Genomic DNA, 17,745 nt, shown 5'->3' on the forward strand with positions numbered 1-17,745 from the left:
CCTTTGGATCAGACCTTGAACTGATTGATCAGCCGCCGCTGCTGCTCCGCCAATTTAGTCAGACCCGCACTGGCCGAACTCGACTCATCCGCACCGCCCGCCACTTCATTCGCCACCTGACCGATATTGATCACGTTACGGTTGATGTCATCGGCCACTGCGCTCTGTTCTTCCGCCGCACTGGCAATCTGCGTATTCATGTCATTGATCACCGACACCGCCTGAGTAATTGTCTCCAGCGCTTCAGCCGCTTTCGCCGCGTGCTGCACGCTTTCGTCGGTGCGGTTCTGGCTGTCCTCCATGACCCGCACCACATCGCGGGTGCCCTGTTGCAGCTGCTGGATCATGCTCTGGATTTCTTCGGTGGCCTTCTGGGTCTTCTGTGCCAGATTGCGCACCTCGTCCGCCACCACCGCAAAGCCGCGCCCTTGTTCGCCGGCCCGCGCCGCTTCGATTGCTGCGTTCAGCGCCAGCAGGTTGGTCTGCTCGGCGATCCCGCGAATCGCGATGAGGATCGCGTTGATGTTTTCGCTGTCCTTGGCCAGCGTCTGCACCACCTCCACCGCTTTGCCGATTTCCACCGCCAGTACGCCAATCGAGTTCGACGTATCACGGACGATCTGCATGCCTTGGCCGGCAGCCTGATCCGCGTGGCTGGCGGCTTGCGCAGCCTGAGTGGCGTTGCGCGCCACGTCTTGCGCGGTGGCGGTCATCTCCTGCACCGCGGTGGCGACCTGATCGATCTCGGCCATCTGTTTCTGAATGCCGATGTTGGTGCGAATCGCGATGTCGGCAGTGTGCTCAGAGGAATCGCTGACGCTCTGCACCGACGTCACCACCTGCGTGATCATCGCCTGCAACTTGGCGAGGAAGGTGTTGAAACCCTTGGCGATCGAGCCCAGTTCATCACTGCGATCACTGCTCAAACGACGGGTCAGATCGCCTTCACCCTTGGCAATGTCATCCAGCATGGCGACCATCTGCTTCAAGGGGCGGGCGATGCCGTGACCCACCAGCCAGATCACCAGCAAACCGATGGCGGCAATGATCAGGCCGACCATGGCCATGCCGAAGGTGTCGGACTTGCGTTGCGCATCAAGGTCGGCTTGGAGTTTTTGCAGATCCGCCATCACCGCGTTCAACGGCAGTTGCAGCATCAGGGTCCAGCGCGCGTCGGTCTGGCCGATGCCGAACGGCAGGTACAGCTCGATGCGGCCCTTGTCCTTGTTGACCGAGTAGGTGACTTCGCCGCGTTTGAGATTGGCCATGTTGGCGATCTGCTCGGCGTCGAGAATGTCGCTGACCTTTTCACCGAATTTGCTCGGATCCTGGGTGTAGGCGACGATCCGGCCGTTGCCGCCGATCAGGGCCATTTGCCCGGCGCCGCTGTACAACTTCTGGTTGGCGCCGAGGAGCATGTCCTGGATGAAGTTCACCGACAGGTCGGCGCCGACGATGCCCTGGAATGCGCCGTTGAGCATGATCGGTTCAATGAACGAGGCGAGCATCACGACCTTGTCGCCGACCTTGTACGGCGCCGGATCGATCACGCAGGGCTTTTTCGTTTCCTTGGAGCAGAGGTAGTACTCACTGGCGCGTACCCCGGTGGACAGGGTTTTCTGATCGTCGACATCGGCCAGTTTGTCCACGCCCAGACTGCCGTCGGTATTGCGGAACCACCACGGCAGGAAGCGTCCGTTGGCGGGATCGATACCGGTCACGGCGCTGCCGACGTAGGCCGCGTCATTGTGGTCCAGGGCGTTTTTTTCCCAGCCGATGTAGGTGCCGAGAATCTTCGGGTTCTGCTCGACGTTCTCCTTGATCAGGCTGATCAGTTGCTCGCGGCTGACGCTCAGGCGCGGCTGGCCGTCGGCGCCCGGTGTGCCGAGCAGCGCGTTGACCCGCACCAGTCCGCCGGCAATCAGCAGCGGCGCTTCAAGTTCGCGCTGGATCTGGCTGACCTGGGTCTGCGCCAGCGAGGTCAGGCGTTGTTCGATGACTTGTTCGAACTGCGCCTGAGTGCGCTGCTGCACCATGTCTTGAGTGCGGGCACCGGAGAACAGCGCGTACAGCACCAGCGCGGCAACCACGCTGAGGACGATGGCGCCGGCCAGGGCGGCGACGGAAAACTGGATCGACTTGAACTTCATGGGAGCTCCGCACGCAAGAGGACGTCTGCGCTGTTGTATCGGCAGCAGGCATGGCGCCATGAGCGTTGAGCGGAACAAAGGGCGGAGGATGTCGCAAATGGATCGGTGCGCGACGCAGCGGCAGCAGACTTGCCGGTTGCTGTGAATTTTTTACGACAACAGCGGTGGGAAACTTCCGAAAGACGCTGCAACACGTCTGTTGTATCTGGCGCCGATACAATTCACCCCCTACGATACGCGGCAGGTTTTCAGGGAGCTTTTGAATGAACAAGACATTGGTTGTAAGTGCACTGAGCGCAGCGCTGTTGCTGGCCGGTTGTCAGTCGGTCAACACCACCAGCGGCGGAGCCGTGGGGGTGGAGCGCAAGCAGTACATGTTCAGCATGCTGTCCTCGCAAGAGGTCGACCAGATGTATGCCCAGTCCTATCAGAAGACCGTCGGCGAGGCGTCGAGCAAAGGCGTGCTGGACAAGACCAGCCCGGAGGCCAAGCGGGTTCAGGCGATTGCCAACCGGCTGATTGCCCAGGCACCGAACTTCCGCCCGGATGCGGCGCAGTGGCAGTGGGAAGTCAATCTGATCAAGAGCGACGAGCTCAACGCCAACTGCGGGCCTGGCGGCAAGATCATTTTCTACACCGGGCTGATCGACAGCCTGAAGCTGACCGACGATGAAATTGCGGCGGTCATGGGCCATGAAATCGCCCACGCCCTGCGCGAGCACGGTCGTGAAGCGATGTCCAAAGCCTATGGCATTGAAATGGCCAAACAGGGTGCCGGTGCGTTGCTCGGTCTGGGTCAGGACAGCCTGGCGCTGGCCGACACCGTGGCCAATTACGGCATGACCTTGCCCAACAGCCGCGCCAACGAAAACGAAGCCGACCTGATCGGCCTCGAACTGGCCGCCCGTGCCGGGTACAACCCGAATGCGGCGATCACCTTGTGGAACAAGATGAGCAAGGCTTCGGAAGGCGCACCGCCGGAGTTCATGAGCACCCACCCGGCCTCGTCCAGCCGGATCGCCTCGCTGCAGGCAGCGATTCCGAAGGTGATGCCGTTGTACGAGAAAGCCCCTAAATCCTGAGTCCGTCGGGGGCTTGAAGGGAACCGGCTTTATTGTGGTGAGGGGATTTATCCCCGATGGGCTGCGAAGCAGCCCCAAAACCTATGACTGCGGTGTACTGGGTGCACCGAGGTGGTCAGCTTGGGGGCGCTTCGCGCCCCATCGGGGATAAATCCCCTCACCACAGGTTTTGGGTAGTTCAGTAGACGGGGGTTAAATCCAGCCACTGCTCTGCATCGCCTTGTACACCGCCACGATCGCCAGAATCAGGAACGCCGAAGCCGCCAGGCGACGGATCAGGGTCAGCGGCAGTTTCTCCGCAGCAAAATTACCCGCCAATACCACCGGCACGTTGGCAATCAACATGCCCAGGGTGGTGCCGATAATCACCAGCCACAGCTCAGGGTATTGCGCCGCCAGCATCACGGTGGCGATCTGCGTCTTGTCACCGATTTCCGCAAGGAAGAACGCGATCAGCGTGGTCAGGAACGGGCCGAACTTGCGTGCGGTGCTGGCTTCATCGTCGTCCATCTTGTCCGGGACCAGCGTCCACAGCGCAGTGGCGGTGAAGCTCGCGGCGAGAATCCAGTGCAGGACCGAGTCTGAGAAGAAGCTGCCGAACCAGGCGCCTACCGCACCGGCTGCTGCGTGGTTGGCCAGGGTCGCAGCGACAATACCGGCAATGATCGGCCAGGGTTTGCGAAAGCGAGCGGCGAGAATCAGCGCGAGCAGTTGCGTCTTGTCGCCGATTTCGGCCAAGGCAACGATTGCGGTGGGAACGAGTAACGAGTCCAGCATCAGGATTTCCTAAGGGGCGGGTCGACACGGCTATGACACGTACAGCCTTCCCGCCCCGGGTAAGGTGTGCGTGTCATAGGTCTTGTCAAACCCTGCGATCCGTCTGGTGCGGACGCTTGGGTCGCATACGCCATGATCTGAGGATCAAGTATGTTGACGTATGCCGGACGAGCTTGGCGCTCGTGGGAGACTACTCCCCTAGGACGGAGCGGATTCTGCCTTCGCAAAACCGATAGAGCAAGAACAAATTTTCAGCCACGCTTGGCCCGGTAAATCCGGAAACCATTGCCTTCGGCCTTGATCGCGCACACGCCCAGATGCTCTTCGATGAGCGGCTGATACTTCAGGAAGTTGTTCGCAACCAGGCGCAGTTCGCCGCCGTTTTTCAGATGTTTGGCCGCTTTTCGCAGCAAGTTTTCGGTAGCGAAATAATCGGTGTGCACGCCGACATGGAACGGCGGGTTGCTCAGAATCGCGTTCAAACCCATCGGTGCAGCGTCGATACCGTCGCCGGTCAGCACTTCGGCGTCCAGACCGTTGGCCGCCAACGTCAGGCGACTGCTGGCGGCGGCGAAGGCATCGACGTCGAGCAAAGTCACCTGATTGTGCGGATAACGCCGTTTGACCGCCGCGCCCAAAACCCCGGCGCCACAACCGAAATCCAGCAGATGACCGCTCGGCAGTTTGTCCAGATGCTCCAGCAGCAGGGCGCTGCCGCGGTCCAGTCGACCATGGCTGAACACGCCCGGCAGGCTGATGACTTTCAACGGGCCTTCGGCCAGCGGCAGCTCATAAGTCTGCGCCAGGCTTTCCAGCGATTTTGCTTCAGGCGCGTTGGCCACGGTGACCTGCCACAGTTGGCAGTGACGGGCGCTGTCGAGTTTGCGCGGCTTGCCGAACGGGTTGAGTTGCTTGGACGCACCCTCGATGCCGCTGCGTTTTTCCCCGACCAGAAACACCTCGCGCCCGGGCAGACGTGCGGCCACGGCATTGAGGATGTAATCGGTCAGATCCTTGGACTTGGGCAAAAACACCACGGCACTGTCGAACTCGCGCTCCGGCACGTTTACGCCGAAATGGCTGCGACCTTCGAAGCGCGCATCGAGAGCGGCCTGATCGCCGGCATGCCAGCACCAGCCGAACGCATTGGGCAGGCGCCCGAGCAGATCGTCGGCAGGCAAACCGGCCAACAACAGCGAACCCTGGAATAACTCGGCCTGACGAAGCAGTACTTCACTGCGCGGATCCATAACTGCTCCTTGGAAAAAAAGTGCCGCAGTTTATCAACTGACGACCCGCAGCGCTGTACCGCTGAAGAATGCCTGGGCGTTTTCGGTCAATTGGCCGACGATACGCTGCCGCGCTTCGCGACTGCCCCAGGCGTTGTGCGGAGTGACGATCAGCCGTGGAATGTCGGCGGCCAGCAGCGGATTGCCGTTGACCGGCGGTTCGACGCTGAGCACGTCGGTGGCGGCGCCGCCAAGGTGACCGTTGCGCAACGCGTCGGCCAAGCCTTGCTCGTCGATCAAACCACCGCGAGCGGTGTTGACCACAAAAGCGCCGGGTTTCATCGCCGCCAGCTCGCGGGCGCCGATGAAGTGCCGGGTGTGTTCGTTGAGCGGACAGTGCAGGGTCAGGGCGTCGATCTGCGGCAGCAGTTCGTTCAGTGGCAGACGATCCGGGCGCGCCGGGCGGCCGGGAATCTGCCCGAGCAACACACGCATGCCAAACGCTTCGGCCAGTCGCGCGACCGCACCGCCGAGTTCGCCATGACCGAGCAGGCCGAGGGTTTTGCCCTCCAGTTCGACAATCGGATAGTCGAGCAGGCAGAACTGTCTGGCCTGCTGCCAGCGACCTTCGCCGACGGCTTTTTGATAATCCGCGAGGCGGGTGGCGAGGTTGAGCAGCAGCATGATCGTGTGCTGCGCCACCGACGGCGTGCCGTAACCCTGACAGTTGCACACGGTGATGCCGTGGGCGCGAGCCGCGTCCAGATCGACGTTGTTGGTGCCGGTGGCGGTGATCAGGATCAATTTAAGATCCGGGTTGGCGGCCATCGCGGCGGCGTCGATGCGGATCTTGTTGGTGATCGCCACGCTGGCCCCGTGCAGGCGTTCGGCGACTTGATCAGGCGCAGTCTGGGCGAACAGTTGCAGGTCGCTGAAGCAGGCGCGCAACGGGCTGAGGTCGAGATCGCCGAGATCCAGTGATGGGTGATCGAGGAATACGGCGCGGCGCGGGTTCGTCATCAACTGTACCTTTTGTGCTTGGAACGGAAGGCGTAATCTGCCGAGCCTACCAGATGAAACAAAACGTTACGCAGTGCCCGAGGTGCTCACAAAACCTGTGGGAGCGGGCTTGCTCGCGAAGAGGGCGTGTCAGACCCATAAGGTTGCCTGACACAACGCCATTCGCGAGCAAGCCCGCTCCCACAGGGGAAAAGCATTCAGGCGATGTGTTCAAGCTGATGATCACCCCCAGAGGAGCCCCCATGTACTGGACCGAGTTCTTGACCGTTGCACTGATCCACCTGCTGGCCGTGGCCAGCCCCGGCCCGGACTTTGCCGTGGTGGTGCGCGAGAGCGTGACCCATGGTCGTCGCGCCGGCACCTGGACCGCGCTGGGTGTGGGCACGGCGATTTTCCTGCATGTGGGTTATTCGCTGCTCGGCATCGGCCTGATCGTGTCGCAGTCGATCGTGCTGTTCAACGCCTTGAAATGGGCCGCCGCCGCGTACCTGCTGTACATCGGCTTCAAGGCCTTGCGCGCGCAGCCAGCGAAAACCGTTACCGATGATCTGCACAAGGAGGCAGGCGTGCGCACCGCGCGCGGCGCGTTCACCTCGGGCTTCGTGACCAATGGTCTGAATCCGAAAGCCACGCTGTTCTTCCTGTCGCTGTTCACCGTGGTGATCAACCCGCACACGCCACTGGCGGTGCAGGCGGGTTACGGGGTTTACCTGGCCGTTGCGACCGCTTTCTGGTTCTGCCTGGTGGCGATGCTGTTCAGTCAGCAACGTGTACGTGCCGGTTTTGCCCGCATGGGCCACTGGTTCGACCGCACCATGGGCGCGGTGCTGATCGCTCTCGGCGTGAAAATCGCGTTTACCGAGATGCATTGATCTCAGAACCGCGACTTAAAACTGTGGGAGCGAGCCTGCTCGCGAATGCGTTGGATCAGTCGACATTACTGGTGGCTGAAAGACCGCTTTCGCGAGCAGGCTCGCTCCCACAGGGCCTTACACAAGCTCGCTGAGTTTGCTCAGATTATTCAGGTATTCCCGGGGATTGTCCCCGAGCAAACGGCGAAACATCGCGCTGAACGCCCGCGCGCTGCCGTACCCTAGGTCCCGCGCCACGCGCTGCACGCTGTCCCCGGCGAGCAGGCGCGGTAGCGCTTCCATCAGGCGCAGTTGCTGGCGCCAGGCGTTGAAGCTCATCTTCAGTTGTCGCTGGAACAGCCGCGCCAGAGTGCGTGAGCTGGCGCCGACCTGCTGTGCCCAGTCTTCCAGGGTGTTGGGGTGATCCGGAGTGTGCAGCAACGCCAGACAGATGTTCTGCAGGCGTCGGTCGCTGGGCATCGGAATGTGCAGCGGCAGGTTTTCCAGGCTGGCGAGCTCCTCCAGCATCAACTGCTGGATCAGCGGATTGTCCGCGTGCGGCGGGCCTTGTACGGCGCGCAGGATCAACTCGCGCAGCAGCGGCGTCACCGCCAGCACGCAGCACTGTTGCAGACTGGCCGGTGATAGCTCGGGGGCGATGAACAGCGAGCGCATCTGCACATCGCCGGACATGAATATCTCGTGCGCGACTTGCGGCGCAATCCACACTGCGCGGCTTGGCGGAATCACCCAGGCACCGAGGTCGGTCACCACCCGCATGATCCCTCGGACGGCATACAGCAACTGCGCCTCGCGGTGCAGGTGCAGCGGCTGGTGCTCACCGTCCAGATAATACCGGGGATAGGCACTCACCGGGCCGTGTTCGAAGTGGCTGATCAACATGTCTGATTCGATGACCTGAATGGCAGGTATGCGCTTTTTCGCCAACTTAGCATAAAGCCGCTGACAACCCTCCGCCCTTAACAAACACAAGCGTGCTGCCATGAATCAATCTCGAAACGTCATACGCTACGTCAACGCCGCCCATGTGATCGATCACATGTTCATGCTGATTTTTCCCGCGGCCGTGCTCGGCATGACCCAAGCCTTCGGCCTCGACTATGCCGCGCTGATCGGCCTGTCGTTGGGCGGGTTCATTGCCTTTGGCGCCTGTTCGTTACCGGCCGGTTGGCTGGGCGATCACTGGAGTCGGCGGCAGATGATGCTGGTGTTTTTCTTCGGCATCGGCGCCTCGGCGATCTTCACCGGGCTGAGCACCAGCCCGACGATGCTGGTGATCGGGTTGACCCTGATCGGCATTTTCGCCGCGATCTACCACCCGGTGGGCACCGCGATGCTGGTGGCCTACGCGCAGAATCGCGGCCGGGAGATCGGCATCAATGGCATGTGGGGCAACCTCGGCGTGGCGTTCTCGGCGCTGATCACCGGGTTGCTGGTGGCGCAGTTCGGCTGGCGTTCGGCTTTCGTGTTACCGGGGATGGTGGCGATCGTGCTGGGCATCGGCTTTGCCTTGCAGGTGCGCGAGGAGCCAATTCCGCAGCGTCCGCATACTGCGCTCAAAGGCGCGGCCGGGCAGCGGATCTCAATGCTCATGGTATTCGGTGTGCTGGCACTGGCGACGGCCACCGGTGGCGTGGTGTTCAACGCCACGACCATGACCTACCCAAAGCTGTTTCAGGAACGTCTGCATGACTTGTTCGCCTCGCCGCAAACCCTCGGCGTGGTGGTCAGCCTCGCGTATGCCTTTGGTGCAGTGGCGCAGTTGAGCATTGGCCAGGTGCTGCACCGAGTCAGCCTGAAATGGCCGTTTATTGTGTTAACGCTGTTTCAGGCGCCGCTGTTGTACGCCATGGCGTATGTCGATGGTTGGGCAGTGATCGTGCTCGGTGCGGCGTTCATGTTCGTGGTGTTCGGTCAGGTGACGGTGAACGACTCGATGGTCGCCAATTTCGTCGCGCCGCAGTGGCAGTCACGGGTCTTCGCCCTGCGTTACTGCCTGTCGTTCGGCGCCAGTGCGACAGCGATTCCGCTGATTGCCTACATCGAACCGCGCCATGGTTTTGTCGGGCTTTACTTGATTCTGGCGGGTTTCGGCGCATTGACCTTCCTTGCTGCGCTGGTTTTCCCACGGACGCCTTCAGAAGCGGCTGTAGGGCAAACGGCCTGAACGGCGCTGAAATACCGACAAATGCTGGCGCAAAGCTAGCATTTGTACGGCTGTGCAAATCATTCCTTCGGCTGATTTGACTGGGGTATAACGGCTCTAGAGTAACGCTCTCTACGCCAACACCGTGCAGCCAGAAAAGGGATTCATATGTTGCAGACTCGCGTCATTCCCCCGGCCGATGGGGCCTACCAGTATCCATTGCTGATCAAACGGCTGCTGATGTCCGGCGCCCGTTACGAGAAAACCCGCGAGATCATCTACCGAGACCAGTTGCGCTACAGCTATCCGACCCTGATCGAGCGGGTGGCGCGGCTGGCCAACGTATTGACGGCGGCCGGGGTGAAGGCGGGTGACACCGTGGCGGTGATGGACTGGGACAGCCATCGCTACCTCGAATGCATGTTTGCCATTCCGATGATCGGCGCGGTGATCCACACCATCAACGTGCGTCTGTCGCCGGAGCAGATCCTCTACACCATGAACCACGCCGAGGACCGCTTCGTGCTGGTCAACAGCGAGTTCATCGGGCTGTACCAGGCCATCGCGCCGCACCTGACCACCGTCGAGAAAACCCTGCTGCTGACCGATCTGCCGGAAAAGACCGCCGAGCTGCCGAACCTGGTCGGCGAGTACGAGCAACTGCTGGCCGCCGCGAGTGCGCAATACGACTTTGAGGATTTCGACGAGAACTCGGTCGCTACCACCTTCTACACCACCGGCACCACCGGCAACCCGAAAGGCGTGTACTTCACCCATCGGCAACTGGTGCTGCACACCATGGGCGTGTCGACGATCATGGGCGCGATCGACAGCGTGCGCCTGCTCGGCACCAACGACGTGTACATGCCGATCACCCCGATGTTCCATGTGCATGCCTGGGGTTTGCCGTACGTGGCAACCATGCTCGGGCTCAAGCAGGTTTATCCGGGGCGTTACGACCCGGAGTTCCTCGTCGAGCTGTGGCGCAAGGAGAAGGTCACGTTCTCCCACTGCGTGCCGACCATCCTGCAGATGCTGCTCAACGCCAAAGGCGCACAGGGCACCGATTTTGGCGGCTGGAAGATCGTCATCGGTGGCAGTGCGCTGAACCGCACGTTGTATGAAACCGCCAAGGCCCGGGGCATTCAGCTGACGGCGGCGTACGGCATGTCGGAGACCGGGCCACTGGTTTCCTGCGCGCATTTGAACGACGAGTTGATGGCCGGCACCGAAGACGAACGCACCACTTACCGGATCAAGGCCGGTGTGCCGGGGCCGTTGGTGGAAGCGGCGATCGTCGACGCCGAGGGCAACTTCCTCCCCGCCGACGGCGAAACCCAGGGCGAACTGGTGCTGCGCGCGCCGTGGCTCACCGAAGGCTATTTCAACGAACCGCAGAAGGGCGCCGAGCTCTGGGCCGGCGGCTGGCTGCACACTGGCGATGTGGCAACGCTCGACAGCATGGGCGTGATCGACATCCGCGACCGCATCAAGGATGTGATCAAGACTGGCGGCGAATGGATTTCCTCGCTGGACCTCGAAGACCTGATCAGCCGTCATGTGGCGGTACGCGAAGTAGCAGTGGTGGGCATCGCCGATCCGCAATGGGGCGAGCGGCCGTTTGCACTGCTGGTGATCCGCGAAGGGCACGAGATCGGGGCGCGCGAGCTCAAGGAACACCTCAAGCCGTTCGTGGAACTGGGGCACTTGAGCAAGTGGGCGATTCCAAGCCAGATCGCCCTTGTTACGGAAATTCCCAAGACCAGTGTCGGCAAGCTCGACAAGAAGCGCATCCGCCTCGACATCACCGAATGGCAGGCCAACAACAGCACCTTCCTTTCGACACTTTGAGTGTCTGCTGGCGCGCCGAAACCGGCGCGCCAGACCCACCAAGCAAGCGCTTGGCTTGTTAAATCGAAAAATTCAGCCATCCTTGCCGTGCCGACATCTGTCGGACTGGCGAAAGGACTGTTCCAGAGTGGCCGGCAGCTGCAAATCACACTTTAGAGGGATCAAGCAGTACCCCCTGCTGGCTATAGTCCGCTCAAGGATTTTTAAGAACGGGGCACACGCACGAACAGGGGCGATGCAACTTTGGAGTGACGTCGGGTGGCTACTGGCTCCCGGTCTTCCAGGCGTTTTTAAAAGTACTCACTGCCATAACAATAATGCACATGGAGTAGCGTCGATGACATCAGTAAACCAGTTCTGGCGCCGGGCTAAACTGCCTCTGGCCGTCAGTCTTGCCTCTACGCTCGCCGGGCCCGCATTCGGCGTCAGTTTCAACGTCGGTGAAATCGAAGGTCAGTTCGACTCCTCGCTCTCCCTGGGCATGAGCATCTCGACCCAGCAGCCGAACAAGGACCTTATTGGTGTCAACAACGGCGGCAAGGGCCTGTCCCAGACCTCCGACAACGGCCACCTGAACTTCAAGAGCGGGCAAGCCTTCTCGAAGATCTTCAAGGGCATCCATGATCTGGAACTGAAATACGGCGACACCGGGGTCTTCGTCCGGGGCAAATACTGGTACGACTTCGCGCTGCAGAATCAGGACCTGGAATACAAGGACGTCAGCAACCACAACCGCGACGTCGCGGCGCGTTCTTCCGGCGGGCAGATCCTAGACGCCTTCGTTTACCACAACTACTCGATTGCCGATGAGCCAGGTTCGGTGCGTCTGGGCAAGCAGGTGGTGAACTGGGGCGAAAGTACCTTCATCGGTGGCGGCATCAACTCGATCAACCCGATCGACGTGTCCGCGTTCCGCCGTCCGGGTGCCGAGATCAAGGAAGGCCTGATCCCGGTCAACATGTTCTACGTGTCCCAGAGCATTACCGAAAACCTCTCGGCCGAAGGTTTCTACCAGATCGACTGGCAGAAGACCGTGACCGACAACTGCGGCACGTTCTTCTCGCAGCCGGACATTGTCACCACCGGTTGCGACGACAACCTGCGGGTACTGAACAAGCGTTCGACCATTCCGGGTATTGCGCTCGGGCCGTTGGCCAACGCTGGTGTCGACGTCAACGAAGAGGGCGTGCTGGTGCGCCGTTCGCCCAACCGCAACGCGCGTGACAGCGGGCAGTGGGGCGTTTCCGCCAAGTACATGTTCGACCCGCTGGCCACCGAGTTCGGCGCTTACTTCATGAACTACCACAGCCGTGCGCCGATCTTCAGCGCCACCGGCGCGCCACAGTCGATCTATAACGGCGTGGCGGCATTGCCGGGGCCGTTCCAGGCGCTGGGGCCACTGGTCGTCGCAGGCAACTCGAACTACTTCATCGAATACCCTGAAGACATCCGCCTCTACGGTTTGAGCTTCTCCACCACCCTGCCCACCGGTACGGCGTGGAGCGGTGAGGTCAGCTATCGGCCGAATGCGCCGGTGCAGTTGAACTCCACCGACATTCTGTTCGCCGGCGTACGTCCGCTGGGTGGCGCGTTGACCAATGCGTCGGTCCTCAACGGCGTGCCGGGCCAGGATCTGCACGGTTACAACCGTAAAGAAATCACCCAGCTGCAAACCACCCTGACGCACTTCTTCGATCAGGTGATGGGCGCCAACCGGCTGACCCTGGTGGGTGAAGTCGGCGTGACCCACGTCGGTGGTCTGGAAAGCAAATCCGAAGCCCGTTACGGCCGCGATCCGGTGTTCGGCCCGGGCGAACTGCCTGCCACGGGAGGTCTCAACACCTGCTCGCAGATCCTCAACACCTCCACCATCAACGGTGCCGGGCCGGGGGCTTCGCGTGACAACGTTTCCAGCAACTGCAACAACGATGGTTTCACCACGGCCACTTCGTGGGGCTATCGCGCTCGTGCCATTTGGGATTACAGCGACGTGTTTGCCGGTGTGAACCTCAAGCCGAACGTGGCTTGGTCGCACGACGTGAAAGGTTACTCGCCAGGCCCTGGCGGCAACTTCGAGGAAGGTCGCAAGGCCATCAGCCTCGGTCTCGATGCCGAATACCAGAACACCTACACGGCGAGCCTGGCCTACACCAACTTCTTTGGCGGCGACTACACGACCGTGGACGATCGTGACTTCGTGGCCTTGAGCGTCGGCGTGAACTTCTAAGCACAGTTTTTTCAGGACGAACACACATATGAAAATAACAAAGAGTCTGTTCCACGCGGGTGTTCTGGGTTTGTCGCTGCTGGCGACCAGTGTCATGGCGGCCGTTCCCGCCGCCGAAGCCGACAAGCTGGGCAAGAGCCTGACCCCGATGGGCGCCGAAATGGCCGGCAACGCCGACGGTTCGATCCCTGCCTGGAAACCGTTGGCGAAAAATGCCGGCACGGTCGACAGCAAGGGCTTCCTGTCCGATCCGTTCGGCAGTGAAAAACCGCTGTTCACCATCACCGCGCAGAACGTCGAGCAGTACAAGGACAAGCTTGCTCCGGGCCAGTACGCGATGTTCAAGCGCTACCCGGACACCTTCAAGATTCCGGTTTATCCGTCCCATCGCGGCTCGACCGTGCCGGATGACGTGTTCGCCGCGATCAAGAAAAACGCCACCACCACCAATCTGGTGGCTGGCGGCAACGGTCTGGAAAACTTTGACACTGCCGTGCCGTTCCCGATTCCGAAAAGCGGTCTGGAAGTGATCTGGAACCACATCACCCGCTATCGCGGTGGCAGCGTGACCCGTCTGGTGACCCAGGCGACTCCGCAAACCAACGGCTCGTTCAGCCTGGTGTACTTCCAGGACCAGTTCGTGTTCCGCGACAAGATGAAGGATTACGATCCGGCCAACCCAGGCAACATCCTGTTCTACTTCAAGCAGAAAGTGACCGCGCCGGCACGTCTGGCCGGTACCGTACTGCTGGTGCACGAAACCCTCGACCAGGTGAAGGAGCCGCGCAAGGCGTGGGTCTACGCCACTGGTCAGCGTCGTGTGCGTCAGGCACCGCAAGTGTCCTATGACGGCCCGGGCACTGCGGCGGACGGTCTGCGTACCTCCGACAACCTCGACATGTACAACGGTGCGCCGGATCGCTACGACTGGAAGCTCGAAGGCAAGAAAGAGATGTACATTGCCTCCAACAGCTACAAGATCGACTCGCCGACTCTCAAGTACGCCGACATCATCAAGGCCGGCCATATCAACCAGGACCTGACTCGTTACGAGTTGCGTCGTGTCTGGCACGTGGTCGCCACCCTGAAACCGGGTCAGCGCCATATCTATGCCAAACGTGACTTCTACATCGACGAAGACACCTGGCAGGCAGCGGTCATCGACCACTACGACGGTCGCGGTCAGCTGTGGCGTGTCGCCGAAGCGCATGCCGAGGACTACTACGACAAGCAAGTGCCGTGGTACGCGCTGGAAGCCCTGTACGACCTGCAATCGGGTCGCTACCTGGCGCTGGGCATGAAGAACGAAGAAAAATCAGCGTATGACTTCGGTTTCTCTGCCACCAAGAGCGAATTCCAGCCGGGCAACCTGGGCCAGGACGGTATCCGCTAAGCTTTGACCCGAGGCCGCATCCTCGAAAAAACGCCCCGACTGGTTCGGGGCGTTTTTTTTGGCGTTGATTTTGTAGGAGCTGCCGGCTCTCGACAGTCTTTTTGTAGCCATTTGTAGCAGCAACCTTCATAACCGCTACGTTTAAGGCTAGGCTGCGGACATCTGCTACGCCGCCAACAGCCATTCGAACAAGAGCCGGCCATGACTGATCTGTCCCCACTTCCGGGTCCCGCAAGCGCTGCCGTCGCGGCACTGGACGGACGTTTTTTCCGTCCTCCGCTGCCGGACGGATACGTCTTGCGGCCACGTCTCTGCGAGCGCCTGCAAACCGGGCTCGGTGGACGTCTGTTACTGGTGTGCGCTCCGGCCGGGTTCGGCAAGAGTTCGCTGGCGGTGGAGTTCTGTCAGAGCCTGCCGGGGCACTGGCAAAGTCTCTGGCTGGGATTGAGCCCACGGGATAACGATCCGGGGCGGTTTCTCGAGCGATTGCTGGAGGGACTGCAGGACTACTTTCCGGATCTGGGCAGTCGTGCACTCGGCCTGTTGAAGATGCGCCAGCGCCATCAGCCGTTCGCCTTCGAAGAATGGCTCGATGGCTTGCTCGATGAACTGGCCCTGCAACTGCAACCGACGGCGCCGCTGTTGCTGGTGCTCGACGACTATCATCTCGCCCAAGGCCCGGTACTCGACCGTTGCCTGCAGTTTTTCCTCAATCATCTTCCCGATGGCTTGCTGGTCATGGTCACCAGTCGGCAGCGCCCGGACTGGCATCTGGCGCGTCTGCGCCTGTCGCGCCAGTTGCTCGAACTGCATGAGCAGGACTTGCGCCTGACCCACGATGAGGCCCTGACGCTGCTCGATCGACACAGCAGTTCATTGCGCGGCGAAGCGCTGGAAAACCTGATCCAGCGCAGCGAAGGCTGGGTGGCCGGACTGCGTTTCTGGTTGCTTGCGGTCTCCGAGGCTGGCAGCGGGGCTCCGTTGCCACCCGCGCTGAACGGCGGGGAAGGGCTGATCCGCGATTACCTGTTGGAAGAAGTGATCGATTGCCTGCCGGCCGAGGTGCAGGCGTTTCTCTACGACACCGCCCCTCAAGAGCGCTTTTGCAGCGAGCTGTGCGACGCGGTGCGCGAAGCACACGACAGCGCCGAAATCCTGCGGTTTCTGTTGGCGCATCAGGTATTTCTGGTGCCGCTGGACGAACACGGTCACTGGTATCGCTATCACCATTTGTTTTCCGATCTGCTGCGCAGCCGTCCCGTGACCCAGACGCTGGTGCCGGCGGCGACCCTGCACCTGCGCGCCTGTCGCTGGTTCAATGCTCAAGGGCTGCTCGACGAAGCGGTGGAGCAGGCCTTGCGCGCCGGCCATCTGGATGTCGCAGCGAATCTGGTGCAGAACCTGTCCGAGGAACAACTGCTCGCCGAGCAGAACGTGGGCATGCTGCTGCGCTGGAAAATGGACTTGCCCGACAGTCTGCTGATCAGCACGCCACGCTTGATCGTGCTCTATAGCTGGGCGCTCGGGCTGGCCTGTCAGCTGGATGCCGCTGAAGAGCTGGCCAGTCATTTAAGTCGTTTCCTGCCGGCGCCTTCGGCCTCTGCGCAGAAGTCGATGCTCGCGCAATGGCTGGCGCTCAGCGGCATCATCGCCCGCGGGCGCGGGCATCGTGAGCTGACCCAGCGCTATTGCAGCGAAGCGCTGGAAAGCCTGCCGGTGAAACGTTACGGGCAACGCCTGATGTGCCTGTCGACTTTGTCCAATCTGGCGATTGCCGACGGTGACCTGTGGCGTGCGCGGGGCTTGAATCGAGAATCCCTCGAGCTGGCGCAGCGGGTCGGCAATCCGTTGTTCGAAGCCTTGGCGCATTACGACCGGGCGCGGGTCCTGCAATCGCGCGGGGAAATTCTGCGGGCACTGGATGAGGTGCATCAGGGTCTTGATCGTCTGCGCGGGTTGTCGGCGCAACGTCTGTACGCGGTGCGTGCGCGGCTGACGCTGTATGAAGGTTTTCTGCTGTCGATGCGCTTGCAACCACTGCAGGCCCGGGCCCGATTGCTGAGCGGTCTGGCCGAAGCGCGGGCCTGTCGCGATATCAGCGTATTGATCGGTCACTGCGTGATCGCCCGTCTCGACGGCAGCGTCGGCGAGTTCGCCAAGGCCTTCGCCGAACTCGCTGAAGCCGAGCGGCTGATGCATATCTGGGATGTGCCGCCGATCTACTATCTGGCGATGATCACCTTGGTCAAATGCGAACTGTGGCTGGCGCAAGGCCGCACTGATCTGGCCGAAGCCTGGCTGGCGCGATTGGGTCAGACGTACACGGGCGAACGCGCTGCCGCACCACCAGAATTTCATCCACAGTTGCCGCTGCATGTGGAACTGCAACAGGCACTGCTCGACATGATTCAAGGGCAACCGATGCTCGCAGAAGGGCGGTTGAACGTGTTGCATGAAAATGGCCAGCAAACCGGCCGGCAGTTGCTCAGTGTGATGGCGTTGACGCAGAAGGTCGCGTTGCTGCTGGCAGGGGGGCGTGAGCCCGAGGCCAGGAAAGCATTGAATCAGGCATTGGAGGCGGCGGCTGGGGGCGTGTTGCAGCCATTCAATACGTTGGTGAAAGAACATGGCGACTGGCTGCGCGGGCAGTTGGTATCGATTGCGTCGACGGCGATCATTCAGCAATTGCTGGGGTACCTTCCCCTTCCTGTTGCTCGCCCGGTTGCAGAGATTTGCGTGACAGAGCAGCTCAGCAGTCGCGAACTGGCCGTGCTGCGCCTTATCGCCCAAGGATGCTCGAATCAGGAAATCAGCGAGCAGCTGTTCATTTCCCTGCATACCGTGAAAACTCACGCCAGCCATATCAACAGCAAGTTGGGGGTTGAGCGGCGCACACAGGCGGTGGCGCGGGCCAAAGAGTTAGGAGTGTTAGGCTGAATGCGAAAAATTTTCAGATTGGCGTGCGTTTGAACCGGATTTCGGCGTGTTCTTACTGTAT

12 protein-coding genes, 1 pseudogene and 1 riboswitch are annotated in these 17,745 nt (G+C 61.1%); of the genes and pseudogenes, 7 read left to right on the forward strand and 6 right to left on the reverse strand.

The window, feature by feature from the left end; translation table 11 throughout:
* Positions 1-8: 8 nt before the first annotated feature.
* Both ACM6I7_RS21320 and ACM6I7_RS21325 read right to left on the reverse strand, forming a co-directional pair.
* Positions 9-851 carry a methyl-accepting chemotaxis protein gene (locus tag ACM6I7_RS21320; protein ID WP_414889327.1) on the reverse strand — a complete coding sequence of 281 codons (843 nt, stop codon included), beginning with the start codon at positions 849-851 and terminating at the stop codon, positions 9-11.
* A gap of 12 nt (positions 852-863) precedes the next feature.
* Positions 864-2,210, reverse strand: a pseudogene (locus ACM6I7_RS21325) (HAMP domain-containing protein); the annotation flags it as partial.
* Between the two features lie 203 nt (positions 2,211-2,413).
* Here ACM6I7_RS21325 and ACM6I7_RS21330 point away from each other — a divergent pair.
* Positions 2,414-3,232, forward strand: coding sequence for a M48 family metallopeptidase (locus ACM6I7_RS21330; protein ID WP_027612207.1), 819 nt, complete (start codon positions 2,414-2,416; stop codon positions 3,230-3,232).
* Between the two features lie 192 nt (positions 3,233-3,424).
* Here ACM6I7_RS21330 and ACM6I7_RS21335 read toward each other — a convergent pair whose 3' ends face one another.
* From ACM6I7_RS21335 to ACM6I7_RS21345, 3 genes are all read right to left on the reverse strand, one after another.
* Positions 3,425-4,009 carry a TMEM165/GDT1 family protein gene (locus ACM6I7_RS21335; protein WP_027612206.1) on the reverse strand — a complete coding sequence of 195 codons (585 nt, stop codon included), beginning with the start codon at positions 4,007-4,009 and terminating at the stop codon, positions 3,425-3,427.
* An 88-nt stretch (positions 4,010-4,097) separates the two neighbouring features.
* Positions 4,098-4,220, reverse strand: a riboswitch (yybP-ykoY riboswitch).
* Between the two features lie 40 nt (positions 4,221-4,260).
* On the reverse strand, positions 4,261-5,259 hold the full coding sequence (locus ACM6I7_RS21340; RefSeq protein WP_414889233.1) for a methyltransferase: 999 nt from the start codon (positions 5,257-5,259) through the stop codon (positions 4,261-4,263).
* 33 nt (positions 5,260-5,292) lie between these two features.
* Entirely contained in the window at positions 5,293-6,258 is a 966-nt protein-coding gene (locus ACM6I7_RS21345) for a 2-hydroxyacid dehydrogenase (RefSeq protein ID WP_414889234.1), read from the reverse strand.
* A 242-nt stretch (positions 6,259-6,500) separates the two neighbouring features.
* Here ACM6I7_RS21345 and ACM6I7_RS21350 point away from each other — a divergent pair, with 242 nt between their 5' ends.
* Positions 6,501-7,130, forward strand: a complete 630-nt coding sequence (locus tag ACM6I7_RS21350; RefSeq protein WP_027612203.1) for a LysE family translocator — start codon at positions 6,501-6,503, stop codon at positions 7,128-7,130.
* Between the two features lie 117 nt (positions 7,131-7,247).
* On the opposite strand, the gene ACM6I7_RS21355 is transcribed toward ACM6I7_RS21350, so the two are convergent.
* The gene (locus ACM6I7_RS21355) at positions 7,248-8,012 is read right to left on the reverse strand and encodes an AraC family transcriptional regulator (protein WP_414889236.1); all 765 of its coding nucleotides are present in this window, start codon (positions 8,010-8,012) and stop codon (positions 7,248-7,250) included.
* Positions 8,013-8,112: 100 nt separating this feature from the next.
* Between ACM6I7_RS21355 and ACM6I7_RS21360 the strand changes: the two genes are divergently transcribed.
* From ACM6I7_RS21360 to ACM6I7_RS21380, 5 genes are all read left to right on the forward strand, one after another.
* A complete protein-coding gene (locus tag ACM6I7_RS21360) occupies positions 8,113-9,297 on the forward strand; it encodes an MFS transporter (RefSeq protein ID WP_183785887.1) in 1,185 nt (394 codons plus the stop codon).
* A 147-nt stretch (positions 9,298-9,444) separates the two neighbouring features.
* A complete protein-coding gene (locus tag ACM6I7_RS21365) occupies positions 9,445-11,127 on the forward strand; it encodes a fatty acid--CoA ligase (RefSeq protein ID WP_096797154.1) in 1,683 nt (560 codons plus the stop codon).
* A gap of 337 nt (positions 11,128-11,464) precedes the next feature.
* Positions 11,465-13,354, forward strand: a complete 1,890-nt coding sequence (locus ACM6I7_RS21370; RefSeq protein ID WP_096797153.1) for a DUF1302 domain-containing protein — start codon at positions 11,465-11,467, stop codon at positions 13,352-13,354.
* Positions 13,355-13,382: 28 nt separating this feature from the next.
* Positions 13,383-14,747: a DUF1329 domain-containing protein gene (locus ACM6I7_RS21375; protein ID WP_096797152.1), complete on the forward strand. Its 1,365-nt coding sequence runs from the start codon at positions 13,383-13,385 to the stop codon at positions 14,745-14,747.
* 201 nt (positions 14,748-14,948) lie between these two features.
* Entirely contained in the window at positions 14,949-17,684 is a 2,736-nt protein-coding gene (locus tag ACM6I7_RS21380; protein ID WP_414889237.1) for a LuxR C-terminal-related transcriptional regulator, read from the forward strand.
* Positions 17,685-17,745: the final 61 nt, after the last annotated feature.

Source organism: Pseudomonas sp. IT-93MI4 (assembly GCF_949767635.1).
Lineage (GTDB): Bacteria > Pseudomonadota > Gammaproteobacteria > Pseudomonadales > Pseudomonadaceae > Aquipseudomonas > Aquipseudomonas putida_A.